We start from the raw sequence: 16,022 nt of genomic DNA, 5'->3' as shown, positions 1-16,022 counted from the left end.
GTACAGATGAAGACTAGAAACGTGGCAATGTATGGAATGTTGATTGCATTGGCTTTTATTTTAAGTTATATAGAGAGTATCATACCGATTCCCGTGCCGATTCCGGGTATTAAAATCGGGCTGGCGAATCTGGTGGTAATCACTGCTTTATTTACCATGGGACCGAAGCAGGCTTTCGTATTGTCCATGCTTCGCATCGTTCTGGTAGGTTTTACTTTCGGGAACCTGTCTACTATGATGTTCAGTTTTGCGGGTGGTATGCTAAGCTGGCTTCTTATGGTGGCAGCGAAGCGGTGGAAGCGTTTTTCCATGACAGGAGTAAGCATTCTGGGAGGTATCGGTCATAATATCGGACAGATTTTGGTGGCTATGTGGGTAATAAATAACAGCGTACTTTTATACTACCTTCCGTTTCTTATTATTTCCGGCCTCGTTACGGGGGCGGTTATCGGTATCGTTGGAGCACTTATAACAGCCAATATTAAGAAACTGGATTTTATGAAAAATTAGAACTGTTTATTAAGCCATTCTTCTTTTAACAGGCGGTATTCCACCCGGGTTTTCATATTCCCGTCATGCCATTCGCTGTTTAAATGCTCGGCTTCTTTTATAAGTCCGCACTTTTGCATCACCCGTTCTGAAGGGAGATTTTCTTTCAGACATCCGGTCGCAATTCTATATACATTGTTTTCCGCAAAGGCGAATTCGATAATCCCGGCAAAAGCCTCCGTGATATATCCGCTGTTCCAGAACGTCGGGAAGCTGAAATATCCCGCATGTACAAGCTGTCCAACCGGAGTAAATTCTGTGACCGTATACCCTGCACTGCCCACCGGTTCGTGCTTATCCTTCGATTCTACATGAAAAAAATAGAATCGCCTCTTTTCTTCCTTGCTGTCTGCCAAGACCTTCTCGAAATCGATTCGTGCAGACTCTTCACTGTCCATTTTGATATCTTGCAAATAATACATTGTCTTTTCATCGCTTTTTAAGCGGTAATAGGAGAGGAAATCCTCTTCCACATAGTCCCTCACAATTAATCTGTCAGTTTCCAAATAAATCATATTTCATCCTTTCAATTACGAACTTATCTTATTGAATAACATCCAGATATGAATATAAATTCAGATATAGTGTAGCATAAAATTGTGAAGATTTCCATATGAACGTCGAGCCTTCATTGCAAGTTCTAAACTCTCATTGCAATCTTCTTAATGGCAGATTTTCAATTTTAATGGAAACGATCCGGAACATGGTTTCCGCCCTTTTTTAGGAATAATTAAGACACAGCGATAACTTAATGTTATAGCGAGGATAACATAAACGTATTTCCAATATGAACAAGAGCTATGATATAATAAAAAAACACATAATTCCCGAAAGGATTGAAAATACAATGTCTGGATATGTCTTAGGAAACTTTTTTATTTATGCTGTAATTAATGCCTTCACTCCGGGCCCCGGCAATATTCTGGCTCTCAATACAACGACAAACTATGGTCTCCGTAAAGGGCGCCCTTTATTTTTAGGTATTTTCACAGGCTACTATGTAGTGCAGACCGCTTGCGCAATATTCGTTTATGGTGTCAGCACCTTTCTGCCGGATGCCCTGGACTTTATGAAATATATCGGAGCAGCCTATATTCTATGGCTTGCCGTACATATCGTGCTTAGCAAGCCGGAGGAAAGCAAGACTGAAAAGTCTGCCTCCTTTTTTAAGGGATTTTTGCTGCAATTTATCAATGTGAAGATATACTTATTTGGCATTACCTCCCTTACCGGTTATGTCACCGATTACAGCAATGCTTTTCCCATTTTGTTCTTCTTCGGGCTTATCATCGCTTCCATGGGGACGATAGCAACCGTGTCGTGGATCGGCATGGGCATGCTGATACAGCGGGTCTACCAAAAGCATTACAGGATTATAAACGTTGTATTGGCACTTTCATTGTTAGAATGTATTTACAGTATGATTAAATGATCTAATAAGGACAACTGTTCAGCGGTCTGTAATATCCTTGCGGGAAGCCGCAGACCGGACAGATTTCCGGAGCGCAGAGGCCGGACATAATATTTCCGCACTGCATGCAGACCCATACGATTTCCTCAGGCTTGCAGAAGACCTGACCGGAAACGACGTTATCGTATTGCTGCTGGAGCAGTGTGGCGTGATTGTAGTCTATATTGGCTACCCCGGCAAATAGGGCGGCGATATGGTCGAAGCCTTCCTCTCTTGCTATCTGTACATATTCCTGATACTGGTTTCCAGCGATAGCATATTCCGCATTGGCGGATTCGATGAGATTGGTGGCGGTGCTTGGAAGGGTTCCTTCGTAGATAGCCCGCAGCCAAATGCGCGCATGCTCGAGATCCTGACCGGAAAGGGTATTATAGAGCCTGGAGATTGTGATGTAGCCGTCCGTCTGGGCGATTTCTCCGTATAGCGCGAATCTGGAGCTGAACATCAATTCTTCTTCATAAACTCTGAGTAAATTTCTATAAGTACGGCTTTCTCTGAATTCCATAGTTCCTCCGGGTAAAGCAGCTTTTTATTCTTTTATATGATATGCGGATATTCCCCGCAGGGTACTGGTTTGCGGGCGGAAGATGGGGTATGATAAATAACGTAGATTTTCGGATAGAAAATGGAGAAAAACAGGATGAAAAAGCTGGACAGAGAATTTTATAATAGAGATTCCGTCGTTGTGGCCAAGGAGCTTCTTGGGAAGATTATCGTGCATGAGGTGGACGGGCAGAGGGTTGCGGCCAAAATCGTGGAGACAGAAGCCTATATGGGAGTCCTGGATAAAGCGGCCCATTCTTATGGAGGAAGACGTACACCGAGAGTGGAGGTCATGTATGGCGGTCCGGGATTTGCCTATGTATTTTTTATATATGGAATGCACAACTGTTTCAATACAGTTACGAGAGAGGAAGGAGTTCCTCAAGCCGTGCTGATCAGGGCGGCGGAGCCTGTAGAAGGGCTGGACATCATGGCCCGAAACAGATTTAAAAAGGAGTATGCCGGGTTGAATCGGAGTCAGGAAAAAGCGCTGACTAATGGTCCGGGCAAGCTTTGTGCGGCACTTTCCATCGACAGAGGGAAAACAGGCGCAGATTTATGCGGCGATGTGCTTTATGTAGAGGAAGGGGAGACACAGGACTTCGGAATCGTACAATCCAAACGGGTAGGCATCGATTATGCCGAGGAGGCGAAGGAGTATCTGTGGAGGTTCTATATAGAGAATAACCGGTATGTATCCGTAATTTAAATAGATTGACAAATAAAATTTTCAGTCATATAATTTAATTGAACGATGTTCTGTCAAGCGAAGGAGTGAGTTTATGGCGAGAGTATCGAAGCCCCCAGAAATAAGAAGACAAGAGCTTATAGACGCCGCTTTAGCCCTATTTATGGAAAAGGGGTACGAGTCGGTATCCGTAAGGGACATACTGAAAGTTGTCAACGGACATCCCGGCATGTTCTATTATTATTTCGAGTCCAAACAGGAAATATATAATGAAGCTATGAGGCAGATGGGTAAAGCCGAGATTGCCAAGAGAGCGGTAATATTGGGAGATACTGATAAGCCGGTCATGCTTCGTTTTAAAGAGTTGTTTTGTCTGATTGAAAGCGGAATCCGTGATTACTACAGGACCTTCAGCAATCCTGAAAGCATAGCCTATGAGACGATGACAGCCTTCGACTTATTGACAGGGATGGCAGAACCGGTATCCCGATTTATGCTGGAGGCGAAAGCGGAGGGCATCATCCCGGCAGATTCCGGCATTGATGAGAATACGGCATATCCGATGTCGCTGTTCATCATTCACGGCTGTCATGGACTGGTGCATAACAGTGATGTAAGAGACTCTTCGTTTGACATTGGACATTTCATTCCTTTTATCGCACGTTTTCTTGGAATTTCGGAGAATTTGCTGAAGGAGGCACTGAAGGAAGACGAAGCATAGGACAAGAATCTCAAATAAAAGTTTGCCAATCCCGGCAATCATTCTTTGAATGGAGGATTGGCATATATTTTAAGATTTTATTGAACGACGTTCTTTCAATAAAAATAAAAAATGAGGAGGATATGACAATGGAATATTTAAACTTTCAAAATGTGAAAAGAACTTATCAGACGGGAAACGATGAGGTGCGGGCGTTATGCGGCGTGAGCTTCGATATTAAGGAGAAACAGTTTGCTGTCATTCTCGGACCCAGCGGATCAGGGAAAAGTACGCTGCTGAATCTGCTCGGAGGTATGGATCGGTCGGACGGCGGGCAGATCGTTATGGACGGAATGGATATTACTGGCTTTTCCGGTGCGAAGCTCACCGATTATCGCAGAACAGATGTAGGCTTTGTTTTTCAGTTTTACAATCTTATTCCTACGCTAAACGCTTATGAAAATGTGAATATGGCGGCACGAATCGGAAGGAATCCTTTTGAGGCAGCAGAAATGATGAAAGCGGTAGGATTAGAAAAGCGCATGAAACATTTTCCCGCAGAGATGTCCGGCGGGGAGCTGCAGCGTGTGGCAATCGCGAGGGCGTTAGTAAAGAATCCCAAAATCCTCCTTTGTGACGAGCCCACCGGAGCATTGGACAGCGAAACCGGCAAGATGATTTTGAGTTTGCTAAAAAGAATGTCCAGGGAATACGGAAAAACGGTGGTCATAGTTACTCATAACGCAGCAATTGCTCCTGCCGCGGATAAGGTAATCCGCTTAAAAGACGGTAAAATCGAAGGAATTCAGGTAAATGACAACCCTATCTCTATGGAACAGGTGGTGTGGTGATATGTTATATCTTATGAAGAAAATGCTAAGAGATCTTTGGAATATGAAGGTACAATTTATTGCGGTGTTCCTTATGTCGCTTTTTGCTATATTTCTCTATGCCGGGCTGGAAGGCGTATGGTACGGCATGCTGGATTATGGGGAGGAATGGCTTGAAGAAAGTAATACTGCGGATGCGTGGGTACAAGGCCACGGAATAAAAGAAGAAGATGTTCAAAAAATCAACGGATTGTCTGGCGTTGAAAACGTTCAGGCGGTATCGAGTCTGACCGGTGAGATGAGCTATGGGGAAAAACATTCGAACGTTCTGCTGATGGCTTCTAATGTGAATGAAATATCCATGCCTGAAACGGTTCAGGGGGAAAGCTACCTTCCGAAAGGAGATGGCATCTGGCTATATGAGGAATTTTCGAAAGAACATCGAATCAGGCCTGGAGATGTTATAAGGATAGAATACGGCGGACGGGAAGTAGAGCTGGAGGTACAAGGAACCTTACTTAGCCCGGAATATTTGAGCTATACGGGTACGCCATCGTCCCTCATGCCAGACCATCTGCAATATGGTTACGGGTATATATCGTTAGATAGTATGCAGCGATTAACGGGTGCTGTCCCGGAATATAACCAAATTAAGATTCGCTATGAGAGCCTGAAAGACGATAATGAAGAGACATCGGAGCGCTTTGCCGAAGATAAAAAGGCGATACGCTCTGGGGCGGAAGAGGAGCTTGGTGCAGCATATGCTGCCTATTTTGAACGTTCGGATTTCAAAGGAATATCGGACTTCACGGATAAATTCAGACAGCTAAGGAGCATGACCGTTTTATTTTCCGCGGTGCTCATACTGTTAGCAATGCTAACGATGCAGACGACGATGAAGCGCATGATCGAAATACAGAGAAGCCAGATCGGTACACTGAAAGCTCTGGGCTATCAGAACTGGAAAATTCGCCTGCATTATCTTTTGTATGGCTTCTGGGTAAGTTTGCTCGGGGGAATTGCAGGACTTTTTGCAGCGCCTCCTACCATTTCCGAAGCCTTGCTTTCGCTTCAGAAGAAATTTTATTCCGTACCGGAATGGAGGGTCAGAAATTCGATTATTTCTTATGTTATATTGGCAGGGGTGGTGTTGCTGTGCTCTGCTACCGCTCTATGGGCCAGCAGAAGAGGAACGCAGGGAATGCCTGTTTTTACCATGAGGGAGGAGCCGCCTAAAAAACGCGGAAAAATCTTCGCAGAGCGTTTTACCGGCTTTTGGAATATGCTCTCCTATGAGTGGAAGTGGACGCTTCGGGCTACTGCGCAGAACAAGGCGAGGATGATTATTGGAATCATAGGAATCGCCGGAAGTACGGCGCTTCTTATGGACAGCGTTGGACTATATGACTCTTTGAATTATGTCAACGAGAGGCTTTATGGGACACAGTTTGACTACGGTGCACGTATTTCCTTGAAAGCAGAGGCGACCGAAGAAGACAGGGAAGAATTATATGAGCGGACGAATGGAGATGTGCAATGGGTGCAGGAAAACTCTGTCGATATCCGTACTTCGAAAAGCAGAAGCAACGCGGTGATACAAATATATGGGGATGGATATTTCATTCATCTGGAGGATGCAGACGGCAATCGCGTCGCTCTCTCCAATGAAGGTGCAGCAGTTTCTGAGAAATTAGCGAAGGAATTAAATGTCCGGGAAAACGATGCTCTTCAGCTTCGCATCGCTGGGCAGAACAGCTATATGACCGTGAAGGTGGAGCATATCGTTTCTGTAGCGGCGCCGCAAGGCGTGTTCCTTTCTTCCGCTTTCTGGGAAATGTCAGGCGGCACATTCCGCCCTAATGTATTGTTCACGAGAGAGGCGAGTACTTCTAAAGATGCGGAAAAACTAAGCTATGTAAACGAATCCACTACACTGGCAGAGCAGTTGGAACAGGCGGACGAGGCAACAAGTAGTGTTCTTGTAGTAATTATTATGCTGATGGCAGGCGCGTTTTTACTGAGCACTATCATCCTTTATAATCTTGGGATACTAAGCTTTACCGAGCGCAGCAGGGAATATGCAACCTTGAAAGTTATCGGGTACCGGGATAGGGAAATCAAGTCTTTTATCCGGCATGATAACATGCTGCAGCTCTTTGCGGGCCTGCTTATGGGGGTACCGGCGGGGCATTTTCTGCTGGGTGTCCATATTGGGCTTGCCTCCACGGGAACCTTTGCGTATACTCCGTATCTGCGTCTTCCAAGCCTTGGCCTTATACTGACAGCAATATGTGCTTTGACCTTCCTTGTTAATGCATCTGTATCCCGTAAGGCACTGACGCTTAACATGGTAGAAGCGCTTAAGTCAGTGGAATAATGCACTAATGCAGCAGAAAATACTTGACTGAATATAGTTCAGTGTGACACAATATCATTGAACTATATTCAGTGTGAGGTGATTTCATGTCCAGAACGGTCAAAGACCCGGAAGAACGAAAAGAAGAACTGTTACAAATAGGCATCGACCTATTTTTACAAGGTGGGGATAAAAATGTATCAATCCAGAAAGTTGTTAATAGAGCTGATGTTGCGACCGGTTTATTCTATTACTATTTTAAAACAAAAGAAGAATTTATAGAACAAGCGCATGAAAGATATCTGCATGACTATGTCGTCGATTTAGAGAAAATAGTCTGCGATAAAGAAATGCCTGTTATGGACAGGCTTGAGTTTCTTTTGAAGCAATTCAACAACCGATTTTATGAAGTAGCCAAGATGTACCAAAGTGCCCCTCCTGATCATCCAAAGCACTTTGCTTTATTGGAAGGTCTGATTGTCAGCAAATTGCACCAAACTATCACCGGGTTTGTGAAAGAAGGATGCGAGGCTGGCTTTTTCAAGGTTGCTGATCCCGAATTGACTGCGTTGTTCGTAGTATGCGGTCTTACAGGGATTCTGCAAAGAATCAATTTCATAGAGAATGGCGATGCAAATGAGGAAATACGGCGCTTAGTCTTTAGCATACTATCAATATAAAAGGAGTTAGTGTATGAAAGCGGCAATATGGCCTGAAATTATAAGTATAAAAAACAGTGGTACGGCTTTGTATATAGTTGTTTGCGCATTATGCTATATTTTGGCGAACGGTCAATGGGGAATTCCTGTTTTCGCATGGATTTATCCATTTTTATTTTTGTCTTTACTTAAAAAAGGTGAAATATTAAAACCGGTGCTTATCATTTTCTTGATTTATATTATTGGCTTCTTTATACAATGGATCAATGTGCTCGGTGTGGGCCCGTTGACTTGCCTTGCTATAGCTATAACGGCATCGTGCATAAAAATATTTCCATACATAGCATATCAAAAGTTTAACGGAAGCGAGGATTGTTTTGCCGTCACCATTTTATTTTCTGCGGCGATGGTAACGGCGGAATATGTTATATATTTAATTTATCCCATATTAGCAGGATTGTCAGATGTTTATACGCAGTATCAGAACCTTACGCTGATAAACCTATCATCATTGTTTGGTGTTTACGGCATCATTTTCGTTATGTATTGGACATCAGCGGTGGCAATATGGCTGTGTGAGCATCGCGAAGGTCAAAAAAGTAAAAAAGCAATTATTATCTATGCCATAGCTATGGGATTTGTATTCATGTACGGAATAGCTATGTTAAATCTGCCTATAACGAAGAGCAATACGGTTCGTATTGCGTCTATTACTGTACCGGTAAAAGAATTACTTGAAAATGACGATGACGTATATAAGGTATTTTATAGCAATTCATTCAGTGCTGAGAACTTAGCGACGACAAAGAAAAAACTGTCACAAGTACACGACGAGTTGTTCAAGAAAACAATAGAAGAAGCCAAAGCCGGTGCCAAGATCATCTTTTGGTCGGAGTTAAACGGTGCTGTAATGCAAGAGGACGAGGCTCGTCTTATTACACATGCTGCAGAGATAGCCAAACAACAAAATATATATTTGGTTATTTCACTTTTGACGAAAACTCCTTATGAAAAATATAAAGACAATAAGGTGGTGGCTTTTAACCCTCAAGGTGAGATTTTATCGGAGTTTTTCAAAACGGTGCGCTCCCCTGGTGAGCTATGCGTTGAGGGCACAGGGAAAATGCAGGATTTCCCATCTGAATTTGGCAGGCTGACCTCTTTTATTTGTTCTGATATGGCTTCTTCTGATTTGGTTAATCAGGCGGGAAGGGATAATGTGGATATTATCATGGTTCCCGCCTCAGACTGGAAAGAAATGTCGCCTATTGCGATAAAGACAGCGATTGTACGAGGAATTGAAAACGGTTGCGCTGTGGTACGCCAAACCAATATGGGCATTTCTATCGCTGCCGATTATAGTGGGAGGATTCTGTCACGCAGTGACTACTATACTTCCGAAAGCATGAATATGGTTTCAGAAATACCGATACGCGGGAGGTTTACAGTATATCCTTATGTAGGAAATATTCTGCCTTGGGGCTGTACTGTATATGTAGTGCTGTCATTGTTAAATTTTCATAGGAAAAATGGTATAAAAAGAAATAAAAACAACGCCACAAATTGGACCGACCCCCAAAAGTTAGGCCAAAAATCTAACAATGGTTGGCAAAAGGGGAATTGATAGGACATTCCGGTTCAACGGGATTGTTTCTATTTTATTATACCGAAAAGGATTTATATTTTGTCGGTGATCTTGCGCAATTCAAAAATCCCGGCGCGCCTGTCCGATTTGCAATGCAGTTGGCGATGGCCGTGAAATAATATTCTTAATGTTTCACTAAAATGGTGGCTCTGCCTTTTTAAAATCAGGCAGAGCCACCGTCTTCAATAGCTGAAATATTAGTATTATGCTTTTGTTATGCTGATGAAACAGTCGTCGACTTGAACGCAGTGAGGCGAGAGCAGCTCAAGCGAGATTCTCGTATCTTCAAAACGGTCTACCGGTACGACAATGGTCCCTGTGCAAACGGTAATGGGTGAACAGGTGCGGGTAATAGGAGTACAGCACGTAAATACGGTTCTCGTATCTCGGCAGGAAGTAGCTTGCAGTGCGATGCCTATTGTACCATTGCAACGATTGGGGACGGTTACATTGATGGTGAAGCTTATAAGGTAATTGCCGCTATCTTTTAGTAAAATACTCGTTCTGTCTCTGGAAAGAACAATGCTGCAATTCGGGATAAGATCCGTAAGTTCAAGCGGACAATTCCTATTCCACCAAGTTCCGGCCTCTGCTCCAAAGGCTGCCACTGCCAGATCTGCTGACGACCCAGTAGCGCCGGTAGCGCCGGTAGCTCCAGTGGCACCGGTAGCGCCCGTAGCACCAGTAGCGCCCGTAGCGCCGATAGCTCCAGTGGCACCGGTAGCGCCCGTAGCACCAGTAGCGCCGGTAGCGCCCGTAGGCCCGGTGGAACCGCCCGCAGCGCCGGTAGGTCCGGTAGCGCCGGTAGCGCCTGTAGCTCCCGTAGGCCCGGCAGGCCCGGTAGGTCCGGTGGCACCGGTGGGACCGCAGGAGCCTTTACATGAATTGAGTACTTTTTCCATTTTATCTTTCAGAAAGATCTGATTTTGCATAATGCTGTCTAAGAGGCATTTAATGCTTTCATTTATGGCTAGAAGATGTTCTACGCTAACACGGTCAATGGAGCCATCGGCTTGGTTTGGTAAGGTACCTAAGACATATTGGAGCTTTTCTCCTTCTGCATTGATGATATGGCTGAGGCCTAGTTCTTCCATGGCAATGGAAGCAAGAATCATGTTCAAAGCGCTATCGCGGGTTATTTCAGGACTGATTACCGGAAATGTTGGTTGTGACATTTTATATCCTCCCTTCTAATGGTGAAGAAATATCTGTTTTTTTTCTGTTTTCAAAATATTTTTTATTGTAAAGAACTGAAGGTGAATCTGGTTTAAAGCCGGCCGCCATGTCATTATAGCGTTCCGCTTTCTCATACTCGCCTAGGTGGTCGTAGCATACGACACATTCGATGCAGGGAATATATCCCCAAAAATCCTCTTGATGAAACCCCCATGAGCCTTGCGGACTTTCCAGGGTGAGAACAAGATTGAACCAAAAGGCTGCTTTCTTGTATTCTTTCTGCTCCTTAAAATGATAGCCGATTTGACAGCACAATTCTCCGCGGGGTGTGTCGTACTGAAAACTTCGCAGCATGGCTCGGAAGGCTCTGTTGCTATCGCCCTGTTCCCGGTAGCATTTCGCCAATTCGCCGCATGCCGCAATATTGTCCTCTACCCAGCCCAGTCCCGAGTCCAGGAATTGTTCAAAGGCATCGATAGCATCTTCGAAGCGGCCGTTGTCCTTTAATTCTCTGGCATAATAGTATGTTCCTCGGGGAGAAAGTTTGGTTCCCTTGGACAGAAGATTTTCGTATATTTCAAGATTTCTGGAGCTTCTTGCCCCAGTTGGCTTGGCATGTGTGATGCCAATATCGGAGTTTATGATATTTCCGCCAATCTGCAGGCATTCATGAACGGGCTCACTCCATCTGAAGTGAGGAAGATTTTTGGAAAGCCTTTCCCTATAATAAGAAAAGGTCACCTTCCCCTGAGGGTCAAAGCCTATATTATAAAGCATCATGACGATGTCGATATCCTGAGACAACGTTTTTTTAAGATTTTTAAATTTGACGGCGTCCTCGGGGAGTATGATATCATCGGCGTCCAGCCAAAGAATATATTCCTTCGTCGCTTTGTCATATGCGAAATTCCGTGCGGCAGAAAAGTCGTCGATCCATGGAAAGTCGTAGACTTTTTTTGTAAAACGTCCGGCGATTTCTTTTGTGCGGTCGGTAGAGCCTGTATCAGCAATAATGATTTCGTCAACGAGATTCTTTACTGAGTTCAAGCATCTTTCCAATACTTTTTCTTCATTTTTTACAATCATACAAAGACTTATGGTTATCATTTTGTTTTTTCTCCACGTGAGTATATAATTGTTCCTGCATGCTATATTTTATGTACTTTATTGTCATTTTGTGACATAAAAACCTTCTCCCAAACGGACAAAAGTCACAATCATTCGAAATGATGCATAAAATGATTAACAGAGTACATGGAAGAAGGTAATAAAAATGTCTACCATAAGTTTATGTATGATCGTACGAAATGAGGAGAAGAATATCGAAAGGTGCCTGAAAAGTGCTGCAAAGCTGGCGGATGAAATCATTGTGGTTGATACCGGTTCCGAAGACAGGACGAAAGCTATTTGTAAAAAACATAAAGTAAAATTATTTGATTTTGCATGGGAGGATGATTTTGCCACAGCCCGTAATTTTGCGGTAGAAAAAGCTTCCTGTGATTGGGTCATGTGGCTGGATGCTGATGAGGAGCTGCAGATCAAAGATAAAAAGGCATTTAAGAAGCTGCTTCAAAAAGAGAAAAAAGACCTCATACCGGTTATTATGATACATTATTACGGAGAATATCCGGCGGATAAGAGCAGGGCTTATAAGAACAGTGCTTGCCGTTTGTTCCGGAACAAGTCAGGGATATGTTTTTCGGGAAAGATACATGAGAGGCTTGCCGGTGATGATCTAATCGAAAGAATTTCAGAAGAAGAACAGGATTATATCAGAATTCTTCACTATGGATATATGGATGATGTAATAAAGCATAAAAGCGACAGAAATAGGGAGATGCTTCTTAAAGAAAGGGAAGAGCAGCCGGAAAATGCGTGGGTACAATATCATCTCGCAGTGGAATACTATCATACAAAGGCCTATGCAGAGGCCTATGGACTTGTCAATCTGGCGATTCTGCAGTTTCTGAAAGAGGAACTTCTGCCTCCTGCTATTGTGTATAAGCTGAAATACGATATTCTGCTTGCAGCGGAAGATTATGAAACCGTAGCACAGAGTATCGAAAAGGCCATAGAGCTTTATCCCGATTATGTAGATCTTTATTACGATAAGGGCATGGCGCAGTTTGCCCTCGGAGAATATGAGCAGGCGAAGAGCACCTTTTTGCACTGTCTTATCCTCGGTGAAGATGATTTAAGATATTTAATCGTGGTCGGAGCGGGGAGTTTTCTGGCTCTTAAATATATCGGACGCTGCCACGAAATGCTTCAGGAGAAAGAACAGGCACAGGAGGCCTACAGACAGGCGGAACTTCTTCTATAGAAAGGGTTTTTAGGGGGCATTAGGACTTGTTATTTTTCTTGAATTTGATATACTTGAATAAGCGGATAACAATAAACAAGTATCTATCAAATTTATTAAGGAGGAATAGCAAATGAACAGATTTACTTTACCGAGAGACATCTATTACGGAAAAGATTCATTGGAGGTTTTGAAAACCTTAGAGGGGAAAAAGGCTATCTTAGTTGTAGGCGGAAGCTCCATGAAGCGTTTCGGTTTTTTGGATAAAGCTATCGGTTATTTAAAAGAAGCGGGGATAGAAACACTTCTGTTTGAAGGTGTTGAGCCGGACCCTTCCGTGGAAACGGTTATGAAGGGCGCAGAGGCAATGAGAGAGTTCGAGCCGGACTGGATTGTTTCCATGGGCGGAGGTTCTCCCATCGATGCGGCTAAGGCGATGTGGGCGTTTTATGAATACCCTGAGACGACTTTTGAAGATTTGATTACTCCTTTTAACTTTCCGGCCTTAAGAACAAAAGCGAAATTCGTAGCGATTCCTTCCACCTCCGGGACGGCTACAGAAGTAACGGCATTTTCCGTTATCACAGATTATGCGAAGGGAATCAAATATCCCCTTGCTGATTTTAATATAACTCCCGATATCGCTATCGTTGACCCTGTTTTGGCTGAGACGATGCCTCAGAGCCTGGTGGCTTATACGGGAATGGATGCTTTGACACATGCGGTTGAAGCATATGTTTCTACCCTTCATACTCCGTTTACAGACCCGCTTGCTATCAAGGCTATCCAGATTGTGAACAGCGATTTGATAAAGAGCTATGACGGAGACAAGGATTCCAAGGAGCTTATGCATTACGGACAGTGTCTTGCAGGAATGGCATTCTCGAACGCCCTCTTAGGTATCGTACATTCCATGGCTCATAAGACAGGAGCAGCCTTCTCCACCGGACATATTACTCACGGATTGGCAAATGCGATGTATCTTCCATATGTTATCAAATATAATGCAAAAAATGAAGAAGCGGCGAAACGTTATGCCGAAATTGCAGCTTCTATTGGAATAAAGGGAACGACTGAGGATGCGATTAACGGTTTGTGCGAGAGAATCGTAGGGCTGAACAATCAGATGCAGATTCCGAATACTTTAAAAGAGTTCGGCATCGTGGAAGAGGAATTCAAGGAAAAAATTGCAGCGATTGCGGCTAATGCGGTAGGCGATGCATGTACGGGTTCAAATCCGAGAGCGATCGATCCGGCGACTATGGAGAAGCTCTTCACATGTATTTACTATGGTACTGAAGTTGATTTCTAAATAGCTGATATTTTATGCAAACCTCCGAACCGGCGCATAAATGCCGGGGCGGAGGTTTTGTAAAATCAGAAGAAAATATCCTTCCTATTGATTTTAAGTCCGTAGGAGCAGATATGGAGTGTAAAAATGAACGAGAGAGAACAAGAGCACAGAAAGACACATTCACAATTAGCGATGGAATATTTTAAGGAAGGCTATAATTGTTCGCAGTCGGTATTCTTGGCATTCAGTGACTGTTACGATATGGACAAAAAAGCGATTCTTAAAATCAGTTCCTCTTTCGGGGGAGGAATGGGAAGGCTGCGGGAGGTATGCGGAGCTGTGACAGGAATGTTCATGGCGGCAGGAATGTTATATGGATATACGGACCCTAAGGATCAGAAGGTGAAGGCGGAACATTATGAGAGGATACAGCTTCTGGCGAAAGAATTCGAGGAAAAGAATCATTCTATCGTGTGCAGGGAGCTGCTTGGATTGGGAGCGGGGAAGGATAAGCCGGTTCCTGAGGCGCGCACGGCGGAGTATTATAAGAAGCGGCCATGTGTGGAGTTAGTGGGGATAGCGGCTGAGATTTTGGATGGATATAGGGAGAAGCAGGATGGTTAAGTTTATACAGACGGAAGAGGAAAAGGAAAGAATTGCAGATTTTGTATTGAAAAGCCTGCCGGAGTGGTTCGGGGTGCCGGAGAGCGTGGAAGAGTATAAGGACGGCGTTAAGAGTCTGCCTTTCTGGGCGGAGATTACGGATACAGGGGCTGTCGGGTTTATAGCTATGAAAGGGACTAGCCGGCATACGGCTGAGATTTATGTTATGGGAGTGCTGGAAGAGTTTCAGGGAAGAGGAATAGGAAAGCAATTGTTTGCGGAGCTGTATTCTTATGCGGGGATGAAGGGGTATTCTTTTTTGCAGGTAAAGACGGTGCAAAAGGGCTGCTATGAGTGCTATGATAGAACGAGCACGTTTTATGAGGGTTTGGGGTTTAAGGAATTGGAGTGCTTTGTGTCGCTTTGGGATGAGAATAATCCCTGTCAGATTTATATTATGGAAGTGGATTTGAGAAAGCGCATTTTGCGGAAGGAATAATAGATAAAAGAGGGGAGATTATAAATATGGAAGTGAAGCTGGTAAGGTGGGAAGCGGAATATTATGGGGATTTTTTTCAATATTCCAGAGATAAAGAGTTATATGATAATATGAGTGACGATTTTCCGCATACGGAAGAGGAATGCAGGGAGGCGGTGGCATCTTTTGCAGAATCTGACGATAAAAGGGCATGTTTCAGAGCCATTTTGGTTGACGGAAAGGTGTGCGGGTGTATAGCCGCTTTTTTTGAGTCCGGTATGTATTGTAAGAATGCTGAAATCGCTTACTGGATCGGGAAAAAGGAACGAGGAAAGGGGATTATGACGAAGGTAATTACGGACTTCGTCAATTTCTTATTTTCCGGTTTCGATATTGGCAGAGTATATGCCAGGCCTTTTCAATATAATGCGGCCTCGTGCAAAGTGTTGGAGAAGACGGGATTTGAGAAAGAGGGGGTGCTTCGAAATAGCGTTTATAAGAATGGGAGTATTTATAATGCGGTTATGTATGCGGTAATTAAAGAAGCATTCTGTAATAATAATGAGTGATAGGGGAAGCTATAAGAAGTACATTGGAATTTAATTTAACAGCTGTAATTATAAGTTATTTATACTTTTGGAGTAGAGGTTATATGAAGAGAATGAATCGATTCAATGCTTTTATGTTATATGGAATGTTTCTCCGGTTATCGTTGTAAGTAATATATT

Annotated in this window: 17 protein-coding genes; 13 read left to right on the top strand and 4 right to left on the bottom strand. The window is 43.6% G+C overall.

The window, feature by feature from the left end:
* Window positions 1-6: 6 nt before the first annotated feature.
* Complete coding sequence (locus tag CC90_RS0120620; RefSeq protein WP_031392607.1) at window positions 7-510, top strand: Gx transporter family protein; 504 nt, start codon at window positions 7-9, stop codon at window positions 508-510.
* On the opposite strand, the gene CC90_RS0120615 is transcribed toward CC90_RS0120620, so the two are convergent.
* Window positions 507-1,064, bottom strand: coding sequence for a GNAT family N-acetyltransferase (locus CC90_RS0120615; protein WP_051869915.1), 558 nt, complete (start codon window positions 1,062-1,064; stop codon window positions 507-509). The genes CC90_RS0120620 and CC90_RS0120615 overlap by 4 nt on opposite strands.
* Window positions 1,065-1,396: 332 nt before the next feature.
* Between CC90_RS0120615 and CC90_RS0120610 the strand changes: the two genes are divergently transcribed.
* Entirely contained in the window at window positions 1,397-1,981 is a 585-nt protein-coding gene (locus tag CC90_RS0120610) for a LysE family transporter (RefSeq protein ID WP_031392605.1), read from the top strand.
* Between the two features lies 1 nt (window position 1,982).
* Here the strand turns inward: CC90_RS0120610 and CC90_RS0120605 are convergent, their stop codons facing one another.
* Window positions 1,983-2,525, bottom strand: a complete 543-nt coding sequence (locus CC90_RS0120605) for a rubrerythrin family protein (RefSeq protein ID WP_031392604.1) — start codon at window positions 2,523-2,525, stop codon at window positions 1,983-1,985.
* A gap of 135 nt (window positions 2,526-2,660) precedes the next feature.
* On the opposite strand from CC90_RS0120605, the gene CC90_RS0120600 reads away from it, so the two are divergent.
* The 6 genes from CC90_RS0120600 to CC90_RS0120575 all read left to right on the top strand — a co-directional run bounded on the left by CC90_RS0120600 (window position 2,661) and on the right by CC90_RS0120575 (window position 9,420).
* A complete protein-coding gene (locus tag CC90_RS0120600; RefSeq protein ID WP_031392603.1) occupies window positions 2,661-3,272 on the top strand; it encodes a DNA-3-methyladenine glycosylase in 612 nt (203 codons plus the stop codon).
* A gap of 73 nt (window positions 3,273-3,345) precedes the next feature.
* A complete protein-coding gene (locus CC90_RS24730; protein ID WP_051869914.1) occupies window positions 3,346-3,972 on the top strand; it encodes a TetR/AcrR family transcriptional regulator in 627 nt (208 codons plus the stop codon).
* Window positions 3,973-4,100: 128 nt separating this feature from the next.
* Window positions 4,101-4,802: an ABC transporter ATP-binding protein gene (locus CC90_RS0120590; RefSeq protein ID WP_031392601.1), complete on the top strand. Its 702-nt coding sequence runs from the start codon at window positions 4,101-4,103 to the stop codon at window positions 4,800-4,802.
* 43 nt (window positions 4,803-4,845) lie between these two features.
* Entirely contained in the window at window positions 4,846-7,158 is a 2,313-nt protein-coding gene (locus tag CC90_RS0120585; RefSeq protein ID WP_157837572.1) for an ABC transporter permease, read from the top strand.
* A gap of 86 nt (window positions 7,159-7,244) precedes the next feature.
* A complete protein-coding gene (locus tag CC90_RS23465; RefSeq protein WP_051869912.1) occupies window positions 7,245-7,817 on the top strand; it encodes a TetR/AcrR family transcriptional regulator in 573 nt (190 codons plus the stop codon).
* 13 nt (window positions 7,818-7,830) lie between these two features.
* Entirely contained in the window at window positions 7,831-9,420 is a 1,590-nt protein-coding gene (locus tag CC90_RS0120575) for a nitrilase-related carbon-nitrogen hydrolase (RefSeq protein ID WP_051869911.1), read from the top strand.
* A 224-nt stretch (window positions 9,421-9,644) separates the two neighbouring features.
* Here the strand turns inward: CC90_RS0120575 and CC90_RS24075 are convergent, their stop codons facing one another.
* On the bottom strand, window positions 9,645-10,616 hold the full coding sequence (locus CC90_RS24075; RefSeq protein ID WP_108702674.1) for a hypothetical protein: 972 nt from the start codon (window positions 10,614-10,616) through the stop codon (window positions 9,645-9,647).
* A gap of 1 nt (window position 10,617) precedes the next feature.
* Window positions 10,618-11,724 carry a tetratricopeptide repeat-containing glycosyltransferase family 2 protein gene (locus CC90_RS0120560; RefSeq protein WP_031392596.1) on the bottom strand — a complete coding sequence of 369 codons (1,107 nt, stop codon included), beginning with the start codon at window positions 11,722-11,724 and terminating at the stop codon, window positions 10,618-10,620.
* A gap of 166 nt (window positions 11,725-11,890) precedes the next feature.
* On the opposite strand from CC90_RS0120560, the gene CC90_RS0120555 reads away from it, so the two are divergent.
* From CC90_RS0120555 to CC90_RS0120535, 5 genes are all read left to right on the top strand, one after another.
* On the top strand, window positions 11,891-12,940 hold the full coding sequence (locus CC90_RS0120555; protein WP_035316032.1) for a glycosyltransferase: 1,050 nt from the start codon (window positions 11,891-11,893) through the stop codon (window positions 12,938-12,940).
* 112 nt (window positions 12,941-13,052) lie between these two features.
* On the top strand, window positions 13,053-14,231 hold the full coding sequence (locus CC90_RS0120550; RefSeq protein WP_031392594.1) for an iron-containing alcohol dehydrogenase: 1,179 nt from the start codon (window positions 13,053-13,055) through the stop codon (window positions 14,229-14,231).
* A 126-nt stretch (window positions 14,232-14,357) separates the two neighbouring features.
* The gene (locus CC90_RS0120545) at window positions 14,358-14,837 is read left to right on the top strand and encodes a C-GCAxxG-C-C family protein (RefSeq protein ID WP_051869909.1); all 480 of its coding nucleotides are present in this window, start codon (window positions 14,358-14,360) and stop codon (window positions 14,835-14,837) included.
* Window positions 14,830-15,315, top strand: coding sequence for a GNAT family N-acetyltransferase (locus CC90_RS0120540; RefSeq protein ID WP_031392592.1), 486 nt, complete (start codon window positions 14,830-14,832; stop codon window positions 15,313-15,315). Before CC90_RS0120545 ends, CC90_RS0120540 begins: the two co-directional genes overlap by 8 nt.
* 26 nt (window positions 15,316-15,341) lie before the next feature.
* Window positions 15,342-15,863 carry a GNAT family N-acetyltransferase gene (locus tag CC90_RS0120535; RefSeq protein ID WP_035316002.1) on the top strand — a complete coding sequence of 174 codons (522 nt, stop codon included), beginning with the start codon at window positions 15,342-15,344 and terminating at the stop codon, window positions 15,861-15,863.
* Window positions 15,864-16,022: the final 159 nt, after the last annotated feature.

Source organism: Kineothrix alysoides (genome assembly GCF_000732725.1).
In the GTDB taxonomy this organism is placed as follows: Bacteria; Bacillota; Clostridia; order Lachnospirales; family Lachnospiraceae; genus Kineothrix; species Kineothrix alysoides.
This window is presented reverse-complemented; position numbering and strand designations above follow the sequence as displayed.

Excerpts from the sequence above, each read along its gene's own strand:
- CC90_RS0120615 (WP_051869915.1), bottom strand. The coding sequence starts at position 1,064 with ATGATTTATTTGGAAACTGACAGATTAATTGTGAGGGACTATGTGGAA.
- CC90_RS23465 (WP_051869912.1), top strand. The coding sequence starts at position 7,245 with ATGTCCAGAACGGTCAAAGACCCGGAAGAACGAAAAGAAGAACTGTTA.
- CC90_RS0120545 (WP_051869909.1), top strand. The coding sequence starts at position 14,358 with ATGAACGAGAGAGAACAAGAGCACAGAAAGACACATTCACAATTAGCG.
- CC90_RS0120540 (WP_031392592.1), top strand. The coding sequence starts at position 14,830 with ATGGTTAAGTTTATACAGACGGAAGAGGAAAAGGAAAGAATTGCAGAT.
- CC90_RS0120590 (WP_031392601.1), top strand. The coding sequence starts at position 4,101 with ATGGAATATTTAAACTTTCAAAATGTGAAAAGAACTTATCAGACGGGA.
- CC90_RS0120560 (WP_031392596.1), bottom strand. The coding sequence starts at position 11,724 with ATGATAACCATAAGTCTTTGTATGATTGTAAAAAATGAAGAAAAAGTA.
- CC90_RS0120600 (WP_031392603.1), top strand. The coding sequence starts at position 2,661 with ATGAAAAAGCTGGACAGAGAATTTTATAATAGAGATTCCGTCGTTGTG.
- CC90_RS24075 (WP_108702674.1), bottom strand. The coding sequence starts at position 10,616 with ATGTCACAACCAACATTTCCGGTAATCAGTCCTGAAATAACCCGCGAT.
- CC90_RS0120550 (WP_031392594.1), top strand. The coding sequence starts at position 13,053 with ATGAACAGATTTACTTTACCGAGAGACATCTATTACGGAAAAGATTCA.
- CC90_RS0120585 (WP_157837572.1), top strand. The coding sequence starts at position 4,846 with ATGAAGGTACAATTTATTGCGGTGTTCCTTATGTCGCTTTTTGCTATA.
- CC90_RS24730 (WP_051869914.1), top strand. The coding sequence starts at position 3,346 with ATGGCGAGAGTATCGAAGCCCCCAGAAATAAGAAGACAAGAGCTTATA.
- CC90_RS0120575 (WP_051869911.1), top strand. The coding sequence starts at position 7,831 with ATGAAAGCGGCAATATGGCCTGAAATTATAAGTATAAAAAACAGTGGT.
- CC90_RS0120535 (WP_035316002.1), top strand. The coding sequence starts at position 15,342 with ATGGAAGTGAAGCTGGTAAGGTGGGAAGCGGAATATTATGGGGATTTT.
- CC90_RS0120610 (WP_031392605.1), top strand. The coding sequence starts at position 1,397 with ATGTCTGGATATGTCTTAGGAAACTTTTTTATTTATGCTGTAATTAAT.
- CC90_RS0120555 (WP_035316032.1), top strand. The coding sequence starts at position 11,891 with ATGTCTACCATAAGTTTATGTATGATCGTACGAAATGAGGAGAAGAAT.
- CC90_RS0120605 (WP_031392604.1), bottom strand. The coding sequence starts at position 2,525 with ATGGAATTCAGAGAAAGCCGTACTTATAGAAATTTACTCAGAGTTTAT.
- CC90_RS0120620 (WP_031392607.1), top strand. The coding sequence starts at position 7 with ATGAAGACTAGAAACGTGGCAATGTATGGAATGTTGATTGCATTGGCT.